Source organism: Nitrosomonas communis (assembly GCF_001007935.1).
Lineage (GTDB): Bacteria > Pseudomonadota > Gammaproteobacteria > Burkholderiales > Nitrosomonadaceae > Nitrosomonas > Nitrosomonas communis.
This window is the reverse complement of sequence record NZ_CP011451.1, coordinates 3,789,274-3,801,844: the sequence shown is the minus strand read 5'-3', so window position 1 is coordinate 3,801,844 and position 12,571 is coordinate 3,789,274. Positions and strand designations below refer to the sequence as shown.

General features: G+C 47.9%; 19 protein-coding genes and 2 pseudogenes. 11 read left to right on the top strand and 10 right to left on the bottom strand.

Annotation, left to right across the window (positions count from 1 at the left end):
- The first annotated feature begins 33 nt into the window (after positions 1-33).
- Genes AAW31_RS17175 through AAW31_RS17165 form a run of 3 tightly spaced genes read left to right on the top strand, consistent with a single transcriptional unit; the run spans position 34 to position 1,063 of the window.
- Positions 34-219: a hypothetical protein gene (locus AAW31_RS17175; RefSeq protein ID WP_046851182.1), complete on the top strand. Its 186-nt coding sequence runs from the start codon at positions 34-36 to the stop codon at positions 217-219.
- 18 nt (positions 220-237) lie between these two features.
- Positions 238-597, top strand: a complete 360-nt coding sequence (locus AAW31_RS17170; protein ID WP_046849897.1) for an IS630 transposase-related protein — start codon at positions 238-240, stop codon at positions 595-597.
- A complete protein-coding gene (locus AAW31_RS17165) occupies positions 530-1,063 on the top strand; it encodes an IS630 family transposase (RefSeq protein WP_309567630.1) in 534 nt (177 codons plus the stop codon). Before AAW31_RS17170 ends, AAW31_RS17165 begins: the two co-directional genes overlap by 68 nt.
- Positions 1,064-1,085: 22 nt before the next feature.
- Here the strand turns inward: AAW31_RS17165 and AAW31_RS17160 are convergent.
- A pseudogene (locus AAW31_RS17160) lies at positions 1,086-1,349 on the bottom strand (IS110 family transposase); the annotation flags it as partial.
- 390 nt (positions 1,350-1,739) lie between these two features.
- Entirely contained in the window at positions 1,740-2,597 is an 858-nt protein-coding gene (locus AAW31_RS17155; RefSeq protein WP_052752333.1) for an IS5 family transposase, read from the bottom strand.
- 46 nt (positions 2,598-2,643) lie between these two features.
- On the opposite strand from AAW31_RS17155, the gene AAW31_RS17150 reads away from it, so the two are divergent.
- Positions 2,644-3,003 carry an IS630 transposase-related protein gene (locus AAW31_RS17150; RefSeq protein ID WP_046851180.1) on the top strand — a complete coding sequence of 120 codons (360 nt, stop codon included), beginning with the start codon at positions 2,644-2,646 and terminating at the stop codon, positions 3,001-3,003.
- Complete coding sequence (locus tag AAW31_RS17145; protein ID WP_309567629.1) at positions 2,936-3,469, top strand: IS630 family transposase; 534 nt, start codon at positions 2,936-2,938, stop codon at positions 3,467-3,469. Before AAW31_RS17150 ends, AAW31_RS17145 begins: the two co-directional genes overlap by 68 nt.
- Before the next feature lie 20 nt (positions 3,470-3,489).
- Here the strand turns inward: AAW31_RS17145 and AAW31_RS17140 are convergent, their stop codons facing one another.
- The 8 genes and pseudogenes from AAW31_RS17140 to AAW31_RS17105 all read right to left on the bottom strand — a co-directional run.
- Positions 3,490-3,687, bottom strand: coding sequence for a hypothetical protein (locus AAW31_RS17140; protein WP_046851178.1), 198 nt, complete (start codon positions 3,685-3,687; stop codon positions 3,490-3,492).
- 101 nt (positions 3,688-3,788) lie between these two features.
- Positions 3,789-4,238 carry a hypothetical protein gene (locus AAW31_RS17135; RefSeq protein ID WP_046851177.1) on the bottom strand — a complete coding sequence of 150 codons (450 nt, stop codon included), beginning with the start codon at positions 4,236-4,238 and terminating at the stop codon, positions 3,789-3,791.
- Positions 4,238-4,747, bottom strand: coding sequence for a hypothetical protein (locus tag AAW31_RS17130; protein ID WP_046851176.1), 510 nt, complete (start codon positions 4,745-4,747; stop codon positions 4,238-4,240). Before AAW31_RS17130 ends, AAW31_RS17135 begins: the two co-directional genes overlap by 1 nt.
- A 3-nt stretch (positions 4,748-4,750) precedes the next feature.
- Entirely contained in the window at positions 4,751-5,587 is an 837-nt protein-coding gene (sppA, locus tag AAW31_RS17125) for a signal peptide peptidase SppA (protein WP_052752332.1), read from the bottom strand.
- 80 nt (positions 5,588-5,667) lie between these two features.
- The gene (locus AAW31_RS17120; RefSeq protein ID WP_158441581.1) at positions 5,668-7,110 is read right to left on the bottom strand and encodes a phage portal protein; all 1,443 of its coding nucleotides are present in this window, start codon (positions 7,108-7,110) and stop codon (positions 5,668-5,670) included.
- A gap of 145 nt (positions 7,111-7,255) precedes the next feature.
- Entirely contained in the window at positions 7,256-7,483 is a 228-nt protein-coding gene (locus tag AAW31_RS17115) for a DUF6148 family protein (RefSeq protein WP_046851175.1), read from the bottom strand.
- Positions 7,464-7,769, bottom strand: a complete 306-nt coding sequence (locus tag AAW31_RS17110) for a helix-turn-helix domain-containing protein (RefSeq protein ID WP_046851174.1) — start codon at positions 7,767-7,769, stop codon at positions 7,464-7,466. The genes AAW31_RS17115 and AAW31_RS17110 overlap by 20 nt, the downstream gene beginning before the upstream one ends.
- Positions 7,766-8,683 (bottom strand): annotated as a pseudogene (locus AAW31_RS17105) (terminase gpA endonuclease subunit); the annotation flags it as partial. The pseudogene AAW31_RS17105 and the gene AAW31_RS17110, both read right to left, overlap by 4 nt.
- A 42-nt stretch (positions 8,684-8,725) precedes the next feature.
- Between AAW31_RS17105 and AAW31_RS20220 the strand changes: the two are divergent.
- The 6 genes from AAW31_RS20220 to AAW31_RS17075 all read left to right on the top strand — a co-directional run bounded on the left by AAW31_RS20220 (position 8,726) and on the right by AAW31_RS17075 (position 12,570).
- The gene (locus AAW31_RS20220) at positions 8,726-9,547 is read left to right on the top strand and encodes an IS630 family transposase (RefSeq protein ID WP_046851172.1); all 822 of its coding nucleotides are present in this window, start codon (positions 8,726-8,728) and stop codon (positions 9,545-9,547) included.
- A gap of 15 nt (positions 9,548-9,562) precedes the next feature.
- Positions 9,563-10,648, top strand: a complete 1,086-nt coding sequence (locus tag AAW31_RS17095) for an IS110 family RNA-guided transposase (protein ID WP_144413010.1) — start codon at positions 9,563-9,565, stop codon at positions 10,646-10,648.
- A 44-nt stretch (positions 10,649-10,692) separates the two neighbouring features.
- Positions 10,693-11,406 (top strand): hypothetical protein, encoded by a 714-nt coding sequence (locus AAW31_RS17090; RefSeq protein WP_046851171.1) that lies wholly within the window; start codon positions 10,693-10,695, stop codon positions 11,404-11,406.
- A gap of 152 nt (positions 11,407-11,558) precedes the next feature.
- On the top strand, positions 11,559-11,786 hold the full coding sequence (locus tag AAW31_RS17085; protein ID WP_144413009.1) for a hypothetical protein: 228 nt from the start codon (positions 11,559-11,561) through the stop codon (positions 11,784-11,786).
- Positions 11,787-11,837: 51 nt separating this feature from the next.
- Positions 11,838-12,128, top strand: a complete 291-nt coding sequence (locus tag AAW31_RS17080; protein ID WP_046851169.1) for a hypothetical protein — start codon at positions 11,838-11,840, stop codon at positions 12,126-12,128.
- A 10-nt stretch (positions 12,129-12,138) separates the two neighbouring features.
- The gene (locus AAW31_RS17075; protein ID WP_046851168.1) at positions 12,139-12,570 is read left to right on the top strand and encodes a cell wall hydrolase; all 432 of its coding nucleotides are present in this window, start codon (positions 12,139-12,141) and stop codon (positions 12,568-12,570) included.
- Position 12,571: the final 1 nt, after the last annotated feature.

The window sequence follows — 12,571 nt, the reverse complement described above, 5'->3', positions numbered from 1 at the left end:
CCTGTTCCATACCTCAGGCAAGGTGTGGAATCTATGAAAAAAGAACAGGTAAGGCAATTGTTCCCTGAGGCATGCAAGCTGGCTGATGAAGTGCGGGATGTGTTTGGCGATGAGGTGAAGCTGGTGTACCTGCAGGAAGGGGAGCGTGAACTGGGTGCACCATCAACTGAAGGTGTAGCTGTCGGTGGGATAACTGGCGATATAGCATGTCCCCTATAAATTGATTATAATTTACAGATGACCTATCCGATATTATTTCGCCGTAAAGTATTATCCGTTCGTGAGAAGGAGAACCTCTCAATGGCGCAAGTGGCCAAGCGTTTTGGTGTAGGGGTCGCCAGCGTGATGCGTTGGATCAAAACTCCCGATCCCAAGACCACCCGCAACAAACCTGCCACCAAGATCAACATGGAAATGTTGGCGCAGGACATCAAGAATTATCCGGACGCGTATCAGTACGAGCGCGCCAAACGGTTGGGTGTCAGCAAGCAAGGCATTAACCATGCTTTAAAGCGTCTGGGCGTGACTTATAAAAAAAAGCCTGTGTCACCCCAAAGCCAGCGAAGAAGAGCGGCGTATCTTCCAGCAAAAAATTGAAGACTATGAGCGAGCAGGCCGCGTTATCGTCTACCTTGATGAAAGCGGCTTTGCGCACGACATGCCACGCACGCATGGCTATGCGCCAGTGGGTGAGCGCGTCCATGGCGTAAAAGACTGGCATGCACGAGGTCGAATCAATGTGATTGGCGCTCTCATCGGAAAGACGCTGCTGACCATAAGTCTGTTCATCGCCAATATCTGCGCTGACATTTTCTATGCGTGGCTGACACAGGACCTTTTGCCTAAACTTCTGCCCGCTTGCGTGATTGTCATGGACAACGCAACCTTTCATAAACGGCAGGATATCCAAACCGCCATTGCCAATGCCGGGCATACACTTGAATACCTGCCGCCTTATTCCCCTGACTTAAATGACATTGAACCCAAATGGGCTCAGGCCAAAGCCATCAGAAAAAAGGAAGGTTGTTCCATCGAGCAGCTCTTTGCCGCTTATGAAATTTAAATCATTTTATATGGGATCTGCTATACACAGTCAGCCCGCGCGACTCCAAAAGTTCATACAGTGGAATCCAGTATACCCCCGTCGATTCCATTGCCACAGTGTCAATTTCACAGGCCTCTAACCAGTCCGCTAAACCATTCAGGTCTGCGGTGAAACTCTTGAATTCCCTTACCGGCTTGTTATCTCGATCCGGCGGTACCGCCACAAAATGGCTCGCAGAGCCAATATCAATCCCCGCTGCATTCGGATGGATTAACTCCAATTTACTTTGCTTGAACTTTGCCATGACATCCTCCATTATCTCTATTGGAATGTCGCGCTGGTTCAGGTACGTCGTTGTACTCACTCTTTCAAACGGGATGTCCGTTGCCACGGACTCACCAATGTCGCCGACGTGACCCATGACCACGCTAAAAAACGGGCGGATTAGCACCAGTGATGGGTCGGTCTTCTCCAGCGCGACATTCCAACTTTATTCCTCAAGCTCTGACGCCGCTTGTTTCTTCTGCGCGCCTTGCCGCCTCTAGCGGATTACTACGCTAAAAATACCTAAAAAAAGCAAATCAATTCAACCAGGAGGGCAATTTCACTTGATTCTCAAAGTTTTTCTGTCCAATAATTAAATTTTTCTAAATTCAAGGTGATTCGGGTTGTTATCTTCTCGTTTTTGCTCCCTTTAAGCCATTTCGGGCGCACTAACCCTATCGAAACTGAAATACCCTTTTCGAATCAGCGTCGCTACACGCTTGATGTTATAGACGAGGTTGAGTAAGCCTATTTGTACTTTTGCTCTCCCATAACCTATGGTACGAATCGTGATTCCGCCCAGTTCATTCGTCATCGAACCAAACACATGCTCTACTCGTGCACGTACCCGTGATTTCTCTTTGTTACTGGATTTTTGTGCTTGCGTGAGGGGATGATTGCGAGCGCCTTTTTCGTGAATCTGACTCGTGTATTTTGAGGTGACCAGACTTTCTTCCTGTGCATTGCTGCGGTATGCTGAGTCCGCATAAATATCTGCGCCTCCCACTTCAGGGGATTGCAGCACTTCTTCCAAAACCTGACTGTCATGAATTTGCGCTGAAGTAACTTCCCATGTGGTTATCAGCTTGGTATCGCGATCCATATTGACGTGATCTTTGTAACCATAAAACGATTCGCTGTTCTTCTTCGTCCAACGCGCATCAATGTCTTTTTGCGCCAGTTTGTGGGGATTCTGTCCCCATTCAATCGGAACGGCATCTTCTTTAATCATCTTGTTTTCTTCACGTGTATTGCGTTGTTTAGGCACACTCACAAAGGTCGCATCAATGATCTGACCTGACTTCAGTTCTACCTCCAACTCTCGTAAACATTCATCGAATCTTGCAAACAGACGATCCATCAGATGGTTCTCTTTCAACTCTTCCCGGAACGACCACATGGTCTTTGCGTCAGGCACTACCCCTGCCAGACCAAGTCCCAAAAACCGCATGAAACTCAACCGGTCCCGGACTTGATACTCCAGCCGATCATCCGACAGATTATTCATTCTTTGTAATATAGCATGTCCCCTATAAATTGATTATAATTTACAGATGACCTATCCGATATTATTTCGCCGTAAAGTATTATCCGTTCGTGAGAAGGAGAACCTCTCAATGGCGCAAGTGGCCAAGCGTTTTGGTGTAGGGGTCGCCAGCGTGATGCGTTGGATCAAAACTCCCGATCCCAAGACCACCCGCAACAAACCTGCCACCAAGATCAACATGGAAATGTTGGCGCAGGACATCAAGAATTATCCGGACGCGTATCAGTACGAGCGCACCAAACGGTTGGGTGTCAGCAAGCAAGGCATTAACCATGCTTTAAAGCGTCTGGGCGTGACTTATAAAAAAAAGCCTGTGTCACCCCAAAGCCAGCGAAGAAGAGCGGCGTATCTTCCAGCAAAAAATTGAAGACTATGAGCGAGCAGGCCGCGTTATCGTCTACCTTGATGAAAGCGGCTTTGCGCACGACATGCCACGCACGCATGGCTATGCGCCAGTGGGTGAGCGCGTCCATGGCGTAAAAGACTGGCATGCACGAGGTCGAATCAATGTGATTGGCGCTCTCATCGGAAAGACGCTGCTGACCATAAGTCTGTTCATCGCCAATATCTGCGCTGACATTTTCTATGCGTGGATAACACAGGACCTTTTGCCTAAACTTCTGCCCGCTTGCGTGATTGTCATGGACAACGCAACCTTTCATAAACGGCAGGATATCCAAACCGCCATTGCCAATGCCGGGCATACACTTGAATACCTGCCGCCTTATTCCCCTGACTTAAATGACATTGAATCCAAATGGGCTCAGGCCAAAGCCATCAGAAAAAGGGAAGGGTGTTCCATCGAGCAGCTCTTTGCCGCTTATGAAATTTAAATCATTTTATATGGGATATGCTATACCAGCATTTTGAATAGCATCACCCGATCAAAGGGTTTGCGGCCTGCTTCACTTTTCCGGGGCTTCGTCGTTGTCTCTGCAAGAAGATCAGCGAATAGATTCCAATCGATTATGCGATTCAGCTCTTCAAGCGGATCATTTAACTTACTTAGCTGAGCATATCGATTGTCAAGGTCAAAAAAACCGAGTTGCATGGTGAGGACTCATATCGGGGAGCATAATCTCATTATTATACATTTTAAACAACGTGTTATCCTGGACAAATCAAGAAAATACTACTTTCTCCTAACGCGCCTCATTTTATAGCTTGAATTTTTAGAGGTGCCCTTAATTCAGTCAATACCCCGCGAGTCGTGTTAAATTCCACGATGCCAACGCCAGTAGATACCCAACCAACTACGACACCTATTCTGGTATTGCTGCCTTGCGTCAAGGTGAACGTGTCATCGTCTGAGGCAAACACATCTTTGCCCACATCAGTGATTGCCAGGCTGGAAATAGAAAGTCTGATCTTTCCTCGCGTACGGCAGCGAACATAAACATCACCAGCTGAGCCGATCGCATTGTCAGCACGGTAGTCAGCAAAACCACGGAAAGGATCACCAGCAACCAAAGGCCGCGCATAGCCTGAGCCGTTATCTCCTACCGCTGCGCCTTGGTAAATAATGTCCGATGCAATCACCGGATAATCGTGGAAGTCGCCTTTCAAAAAATCTCGTGGTTGGTCTTTAGCGAGGGTTGTCATTACAGCTTGCCTCCATTAGCTTCAACGAATGAGAAATAAGAACCAAAGGAACTGAATTCAGCACGTAAGCCTGCATCACTATCCCATGCGGCTTTAGCGCGTTCTTCAAGCGGCAATGATTGATCGTTCACTTTGTCCTTTGCCTCGTCTTTTGGTTTTTCCAGCGCATTCACAGGATCTGATTTAACTGGCTGTGGTGCATTGGAAACAAAGGCCGCATTCTTATCGTTGCGGATTTTTTGTTCTTCCCGAACGATTGCAAGTGCTATGGTTTCGCCGGTAGACTTGCCATCGAATTTCATGCTTGCCACCAAATTTTCATAGCCGCGCATACTGGCTTCTTCACAGGATTTGATACGAGCTCGTTCTTTTTCCGCGCCTTCGTTGATCAGTGCCTGGGAGATTTCTGGATACGCGGCTTTAATCTCATCTATGCTTACCGGCTTATTCGCAACTGGCGCATTGTCTGCGCTTGCTGCCGCCGGTTGATTTGTTACCTCTTGATTCATTGGCTATACTCCGTTTTGCATGTTAGTAATTGTTTGCTCAAAGGTTGCTATGTGATCGATCATTCCGCGCTTAAGCGCTTCCTTGCTGAGGAATACGCGCCCATCCGCCATTTGCTCCAGCACAACGTCAGACGAGACGTCCCTGTTCTCTGCAACAGAATCAACAAAGATGGTGTAGAGCTGGTCTACCTGATCTTGCAGATGGGCTTGAGCTTCTTCGGACAAAGGAGAAAATTGACTTGCAATGCGCTTATATTTGCCTGCGCTTATCTCAGTGGTTTTGACGCCGCTTTTCTCTTCGGCTTTGGAGATATCTTTATGCGTCGTGACGACGCCTATTGAGCCGATCTGAGTCGTGTCTCCAGATGAAACGATTTCAGATGCAGCAGAACCGATCCAATACGCCGCACTCGCCATGACGCCATCAGCAAAGGTCATGACTGGCTTTATGGCTGAAGCCTCTTTGACCAGGTTTGCCAGTGTCTGCGTACCATCCACCGTTCCACCTGGTGAATCGATATGCAGGAGAATTGACTTAACGGCAGGATCATCAACCGCTGCCCGAATATCCCGCGCTACTAACTGAGTAGAAACACCGCCGGATATGGCATCGAACATATTCATTTTCTTGGCGATCACGCCGTGAATGGGGATGACTGCCACGCCATTATTGATTTGATAGCCCTGGTTCTCGTTAGCTAACGGTTTCCCTATGCGGGCTTCCACGGCAGCAAGGTCTATGCGCTCACCTTTTACGCGAGCATCATAGATGGCATGTATTTCAAGTAATTTTTCGGGGACGATAGCCCAAGGGCTAGTCAGAACATCAGTGATTTGCATAAGCCAGCCTTATAAACTGGCTTATACTTTATAGATATGATTGTCTCGTTTTTAGGGGAAAACGAGACTTTTTATGATATTCAGGTTTGCTCGGGTGAGATGACAAGCGATCCCGTGTCCAATGGCTTGGATTCCGTAGATAATCCAGCTGCTTCCATCAGCTTTTTCTCTTTGCCAAGCTGCTCGATGTTGGATTCATAATCGCCACCATCATAAGCGGCCGTTTCCTTTTCCCTGGTACTGATGCCGACTGCAATACGCTTCTCAGCTGCGCTTACTTCTTTCAATGGATCAATGCTGCCCGGACCATCTCCTACCCACGTGACCCTAGTATATGCCTGCCTGATTCTTATATCTGCAAAGAAGCCGGGAGCTGCGATTCTTCCTGATGATACCGCCTCCTCGAACCACAGCTCTTTGATCGGCTCGCAAAAGTATGTTGCCATAAAATCGCGACGTCTCCTGACTATCCGCCAGAAATCCAGTAGTGCAGCCCTGCTTGCTGAGTAGCTGGCTGAGAAATGTTTGGTTAAAACCTCAAACGGAATCTCTAACACCGGCCCTATTTGCTTCAGCATTGCCAAAAAGAAAGGATCAAAGTTTGCATTCGGCCTGCCCAAATCAGGAGATAAAACGTCTTCACCGGGCAACAGGTTAATCACCTTGCCTGAATCATCCATGGTGAAATTGAGAAAACCGTCCCATCCAGCAGCGTTTTTAATGTAGCTCTGTTTTGCATCCTCTTGAAACAAACTCTCAAAAGCGTCCGTATCCATCTTAACGAAGATAGCAAGCGCCGCAGACACTACTGCCGCCTGCAACTCAGCCTCGGTGTATCTGGACAATTGTTTGAGCTGCTCGATCACTGGAGCAAGGAATGGAACGCCGCGCACTTGACCCGGTCTAGTTTTGTCGAAAAGATGTATTACATTTATTCGCCCATCCTGTCCAAATGCGTCCACCTCAATCCATTCATTTCCCCTTCTTAACAAAGATCCGGGATGTTTTTTTGCTATGTCGTATTTAATAGCCGCACCGTTACTGTCCAAAGTAACGCCAGCAAATTTAGTATCGGTATCTGCTGCATAGCCCTTATTGCTGATCCTGTCCGATTCTATTAACTGGATAGCCAGTCTGTAGGGATTGCTTTTCTTGGCGATCGCAGGAGTTAATGCAAGCACGTCACCTGACTCCAGCATGGATCGTAAAGCCAGCCCCTGCAATCCATAGAAATTCATGTTGCGCGAAACGTCGCACTCAGTGCTATTGCACCAGATAGACCATTCCGCCTCAACCTCTCGCTTAAATTCGTTAGCCTGCTCATCAGTCATTCCAAGAAATTTAGTGTCTGGATTTGACTGCATCGATAGCCCGGTGCCAATTACATTAGTGACGACCGAGTTAATAGCAGCCCCACCAATAGGAGCATTGCGCGCAAGGTCTCTTGATCTCGCTCTCAATATTTCCAGGTCATAAATAATGTCGCTGTTTGCGTCGCCTGAGTATGGATTCCAGTTTCTCATCGACGCCCTGCTTCTCGATCCTCCAGTATAGGATCCGGAAAGCGCCAAAGCTGTTCGATTTCTTATCCTGTTTAGAGCGGTGCCGGGAGCAATGACCGCGATTGCTCGATCTAAAAAATTCATCTTAGGAAGATTTTTCATTTCATCACCATCCTGGACTCACGTTTGCTGATCTGCTTCTGCCGCTTGCTTTCGCGGACAAGTCCTTTACTCGCTGATTCCAGATATTGATTCCAGCCTGGATTTCAGCAAGGTTCGCTCTCTTTAATGCTCTTCCGTCAATCTCATAGGATTGTCCAGATAATACCTTTGCCTCAGCTTCTAAATATGTTGCAAGCCGCGCCTCTGCCTGCTCAAGTGTTATTCCTGCCATGACTGCTCCAATTGTTGCGATTTAATAACTTGTAAACTTCGCTCCTGCTGATGCCTGTCGTTTTCATAACGTCTTTTGGCGACATCCCATTTTTTAAATCATTTGCAGCTTTAGCCCTCTTCTTTTCCCTGCTTTTAGGTACATACGGCTCAGTCCCGCCCCACTTTTGACGAACTCTCGCTTCAATCTGAGTAAGTTTGAGGAATATTTCGCCATGGAACTGGTTGCCCATAATCTCTCTGATTTGAGAGAAAATATCCTCGACGATATCTTTTTCCTCGATCATCCACGCCTCCAGCCATTGAGTGAGATACCTCCCGACTCTGGTATTGGTTTGGGTATGACCTCTACCTTATCGGTGTCTTGATGCTCAAACGTAAAAAGCGATGGGTTTTCCAGGATGGCTTCTCTCCTAGTCCAGTAGCCAGGATCGAATTCCCCGCGTGATGTCATGCCTATCCTTACCCGGTTGTGGTGACCAATTGCCCAGGCATAAACCAGCGTGTCCAGCGGTTCATTGCGTTGGTGCTTAGCGCCTTTTCTTTTGATATATCGATTTGTTTCAGGATCGAGTATTTCCGATAGCAGACCATCGAAATAATCTTCAGTCAGGCCTTCAGGAAAATGGATTACCCGCTTATGGGTAGGGAGCTTTTCATCACTGGCCAAGGTACCGTAAATAAAATCCTTGCAATACTCGGTACCAACGTTCCATAAAGAATAGCCAGTCTTGACGACCTTGCCTCTGTGCGTTTTTTCAGGATGGGATGCGGTGGTAGCAATCGCTCTGCCTAGTCTGGTGGTCGAGCCTTGTACAGCATAGACAGGCACCTTCAATGTTTTGCGCGCAATGAATTTCTTGACCTGTTCACCTCTGTGGCCACGGGTATCGATCGCAGCTGCTTCGATGCGGATGGCGTTACCGCATGAATTGATCAAGGGGGTATTGAGGTATTCCTCTAATTTATCCCATTCTTCGGGCCTTGTGGTATCACCCTCAATCGTGTGCCATTCGATAATCCACAGGTTATCGGCTCCCCAGCCGAGCAGCTTCACAGCCAGCCATTTATCCTGAGTATCGATGCCTACCGTCAGGGCCAGGCAACCTCTGGTAATCGAACGCTGAGGAATATTCTCCAGGCACTTCAGCATGCTGTGCGCGTCGAGTTTGGATGCTTTGTCTTCCCACGTTTCACCAAGCGTGGTATAGCATGTCCCCTATAAATTGATTATAATTTACAGATGACCTATCCGATATTATTTCGCCGTAAAGTATTATCCGTTCGTGAGAAGGAGAACCTCTCAATGGCGCAAGTGGCCAAGCGTTTTGGTGTAGGGGTCGCCAGCGTGATGCGTTGGATCAAAACTCCCGATCCCAAGACCACCCGCAACAAACCTGCCACCAAGATCAACATGGAAATGTTGGCGCAGGACATCAAGAATTATCCGGACGCGTATCAGTACGAGCGCACCAAACGGTTGGGTGTCAGCAAGCAAGGCATTAACCATGCTTTAAAGCGTCTGGGCGTGACTTATAAAAAAAAAAGCCTGTGTCACCCCAAAGCCAGCGAAAAAGAGCGGCGTATCTTCCAGCAAAAAATTGAAGACTATGAGCGAGCAGGCCGCGTTATCGTCTACCTTGATGAAAGCGGCTTTGCGCACGACATGCCACGCACGCATGGCTATGCGCCAGTGGGTGAGCGCGTCCATGGCGTAAAAGACTGGCATGCACGAGGTCGAATCAATGTGATTGGCGCTCTCATCGGAAAGACGCTGCTGACCATAAGTCTGTTCATCGCCAATATCTGCGCTGACATTTTCTATGCGTGGATAACACAGGACCTTTTGCCTAAACTTCTGCCCGCTTGCGTGATTGTCATGGACAACGCAACCTTTCATAAACGGCAGGATATCCAAACCGCCATTGCCAATGCCGGGCATACACTTGAATACCTGCCGCCTTATTCCCCTGACTTAAATGGCATTGAACCCAAATGGGCTCAGGCCAAAGCCATCAGAAAAAAGGAAGGTTGTTCCATCGAGCAACTCTTTGGCCGCTTATGAAATTTAAATCATTTTATATGGGATCTGCTATATCTAGTAAATGCGCGGCACGTTAGAAATGTTTCTGGCCGGAAGTCGGATGTACTGGACTGCCAATGGTTACAGCAACTGATGAGCTTTGGGTTGATGTCTGGCGCATTCCGTCCGAAAGATGAGATATGTGCACTACGAGCCATATCTCATCAACGCGATATGCTGATCCGTTATCAGGCGCGACATGTGCAACATATGCAAAAGGCTCTGGCGCAAATGAACATACAATTGGCGAACGTGATTTCGGATATTGTGGGCGAAACCGGTCAAAAGATCGTTCGTGCCATCATTACTGGTGAGAGAGATGGGCACATCCTGGCGAATCTCAAGAGCAATCGCATCCGGGCTGGCAAAGACGAGATTGAGAAATCGTTAGTCGGGAATTGGCGGGAAGAACACCTGTTTGCACTCAAGCAAGCGATGTCACTCTATGACGCCTACAGCGAACGACTCACCGAATGTGACCGGCAGCTTGAAACCATGCTGGCGGCACTTCAGGTGCACAAGGTAGAGATCTGCCAGAAGAAGCGCCGCTCCAATGTCAAGAACGCCCCCAAATTTGATTTGCGTGCCCATCTGATTGGCATGTGTGGGGTTGATTTGACGCGAATTGACGGCATCGAAGTGATGACTGCGATGAAAGTCCTGAGTGAAGTGGGCGCTGACATGAGCAGGTTCAAGAGTGCGAAGCAGTTTGCCTCGTGGCTTGGGTTGTGTCCTGGAACAAAGATATCGGGCGGAAAAGTGCTATCGGGGGCAAGCAAGCGCACAGCGAACCGTGCGGCTCAGGCACTGCGCATGGCGGCAGTTTCATTGAAATCCAGCCAGTCTGCACTGGGTGCCTATTACAGAAGATTATGTGGCAGACTCGACAAGGCAAAGGCAATCACAGCGACAGCACACAAACTGGCGCGCTTGATCTACACGATGCTAACGAAAGGAACCGAGTACGTCGATAAAGGGCAGGAGTACTATGAGGAGCGATATCGTCAACGCGTGTTGCATCATCTGACTGTTCGCGCTCGGAAGCTGGGGTTTAATCTTACCCCTGTTCCTGAGGCTACTTAATATTTGCTGTAAAACCATTGTGTTACATTTGTTTCTTGAAAGAGGTGCCCTTCAATAGTACGAATGGGACCAGCGCAAGCAGCGTGGCTATTGGTACCGGTGCAAAGTCTTTCACTACTCAGGCTGGAAAATCCTACGTGGTTGGAATGACTCTTCGCTTAGCGAATACAGCTGACGCATCAAAATGGATGCAGGGTGAAGTCACTAGCTACAACTCAACTACCGGCGCATTGGGTATGAACATTACCCATATTAACGGCTCGGGTACGCTGGCCGCTTGGATAATCAGCCAGGCTTCACCAATTATCTTGCCTTTTCCTGGCACTGATAAAGTCACAGTCCACACTGGAAACGGCTACGCATCAACAGATAACAAGATATTTCGATTCGCTACCATTCTGGAAAACTTGGGAGCATCAATCACCTATGCAGACAGCGCAGCGAATGGCGGCCGGTTCACTATCAATACGAGCGGAATCTACCATGTGAATTTATCGCATGAATTTAGCGCGGCCGTAGGGTCTTTCGGGGTATCAAAGAGCTGTACTACTTTAACGACTGCATTCACATCAATAGCGGAAGCACAGAAGCTTATTTATGCAGGCGGTAATAATTCGGCCGGTGAATCAGACGCGCCAACAGGTAACGGCTATACAGGTTACCTTGCGGCTGGCACGGTTCTAAGAGCGCACGGTGATGGCACCGCTATGGCTGGAGCGGCAGGTAGAGCGAGAATGATCGTGGAGAGATTGTTTTAAAACTACATCATATGCACGAGCCCTGTTCCAGCAGAGCTCGTGTTCCATCCAAATTGGAGTTAACCAAGTCGTCATTTTATCATTTTTGTCTCTCATTTGAGACATTTATAGAGGGGTGAATCATGGGTATAGAACGGACTGGAGCATGAATCGTGGCGAGAGAGAAGACATCGGATGAATGCCCAATGAATCCTGAAAGCGTGCGCGACATGACTGCCACATTGAAGAACATCGATCAGCGTTTGCAAAGCATAGAGAGAATGATGTTTGCCGGGAGGGTTGCTCTGTACGTTGTAATGGGTTGCGCGTCTGTAGGCTGGTGGTTTTTTCAGAATGTGGATTACATCAAGCACGGCATCAGCAACTGGCTGAGAAATTGACCGTTTTATTTGAGCCGCAAGCAATTATTTTTATTAAAACAAGGAAAAGGTATGAATAAAAACTTAAAAGACATCCTGGCGCATTCTATTGCGTCTCTGGCGATGATGATTGTTTTATTGTTGCTGCCGCACCTGATTGCTGTGACTATTGCCGTAGTAGCGAGCTGGTACATGTGGGAACTTGGTCAGCGTGTTGCTATGGATCAGGAACGGCGAGGCGCTGAATGTATGCTGTATTGGTTCGATATCAGGAACTGGAGTAATCAAGCCAGGCTGGAATTTTTGGTTCCGTCAATTGTTGCGATTGTCGCGGTCAACATCTACGTGATCATTACATTGTGAGGTAGGGCATATGTGGAGTTATTACGAAATTGTAATGCTCGCGCTAACCATTTGGCGTGAGGCGAGGGGAGAAACACGTGAGGCAAAAATTGCTGTCGCTCATACCATCGTTAACCGGGTGAATAACCCGGGCTGGTGGGGCAATGACATCATTAGTGTGCTCACCAAAAAATGGCAGTATTCAAGCATGACTGATCCCAATGATAGGCAGCTGACGAATTGGCCTAAAACGGGTGATCCAGTATTTTCAGAATGTCTTGAGATAGCAAGATCAGTAGTTGATGGATCGCACAAATCACCTCTCAAAGGTATCGATTCATACTATGACGACTCACTTAAAGGTAATGCCATCCCCAAGTGGGCCAAAGAAAATCCTGACCGGCTCGTCGGGAAAATCGGAAGGCTGAATTTTTACAATCTTGACAAAGACGTGGAGCGATAAA

Excerpts from the sequence above, each read along its gene's own strand:
- AAW31_RS17175 (WP_046851182.1), top strand. The coding sequence starts at position 34 with ATGAAAAAAGAACAGGTAAGGCAATTGTTCCCTGAGGCATGCAAGCTG.
- AAW31_RS17170 (WP_046849897.1), top strand. The coding sequence starts at position 238 with ATGACCTATCCGATATTATTTCGCCGTAAAGTATTATCCGTTCGTGAG.
- AAW31_RS17155 (WP_052752333.1), bottom strand. The coding sequence starts at position 2,597 with ATGAATAATCTGTCGGATGATCGGCTGGAGTATCAAGTCCGGGACCGG.
- AAW31_RS17150 (WP_046851180.1), top strand. The coding sequence starts at position 2,644 with ATGACCTATCCGATATTATTTCGCCGTAAAGTATTATCCGTTCGTGAG.
- AAW31_RS17140 (WP_046851178.1), bottom strand. The coding sequence starts at position 3,687 with ATGCAACTCGGTTTTTTTGACCTTGACAATCGATATGCTCAGCTAAGT.
- AAW31_RS17135 (WP_046851177.1), bottom strand. The coding sequence starts at position 4,238 with ATGACAACCCTCGCTAAAGACCAACCACGAGATTTTTTGAAAGGCGAC.
- AAW31_RS17130 (WP_046851176.1), bottom strand. The coding sequence starts at position 4,747 with ATGAATCAAGAGGTAACAAATCAACCGGCGGCAGCAAGCGCAGACAAT.
- sppA (WP_052752332.1), bottom strand. The coding sequence starts at position 5,587 with ATGCAAATCACTGATGTTCTGACTAGCCCTTGGGCTATCGTCCCCGAA.
- AAW31_RS17120 (WP_158441581.1), bottom strand. The coding sequence starts at position 7,110 with ATGAGAAACTGGAATCCATACTCAGGCGACGCAAACAGCGACATTATT.
- AAW31_RS17115 (WP_046851175.1), bottom strand. The coding sequence starts at position 7,483 with ATGGCAGGAATAACACTTGAGCAGGCAGAGGCGCGGCTTGCAACATAT.
- AAW31_RS17110 (WP_046851174.1), bottom strand. The coding sequence starts at position 7,769 with ATGATCGAGGAAAAAGATATCGTCGAGGATATTTTCTCTCAAATCAGA.
- AAW31_RS20220 (WP_046851172.1), top strand. The coding sequence starts at position 8,726 with ATGACCTATCCGATATTATTTCGCCGTAAAGTATTATCCGTTCGTGAG.
- AAW31_RS17080 (WP_046851169.1), top strand. The coding sequence starts at position 11,838 with ATGAATAAAAACTTAAAAGACATCCTGGCGCATTCTATTGCGTCTCTG.
- AAW31_RS17075 (WP_046851168.1), top strand. The coding sequence starts at position 12,139 with ATGTGGAGTTATTACGAAATTGTAATGCTCGCGCTAACCATTTGGCGT.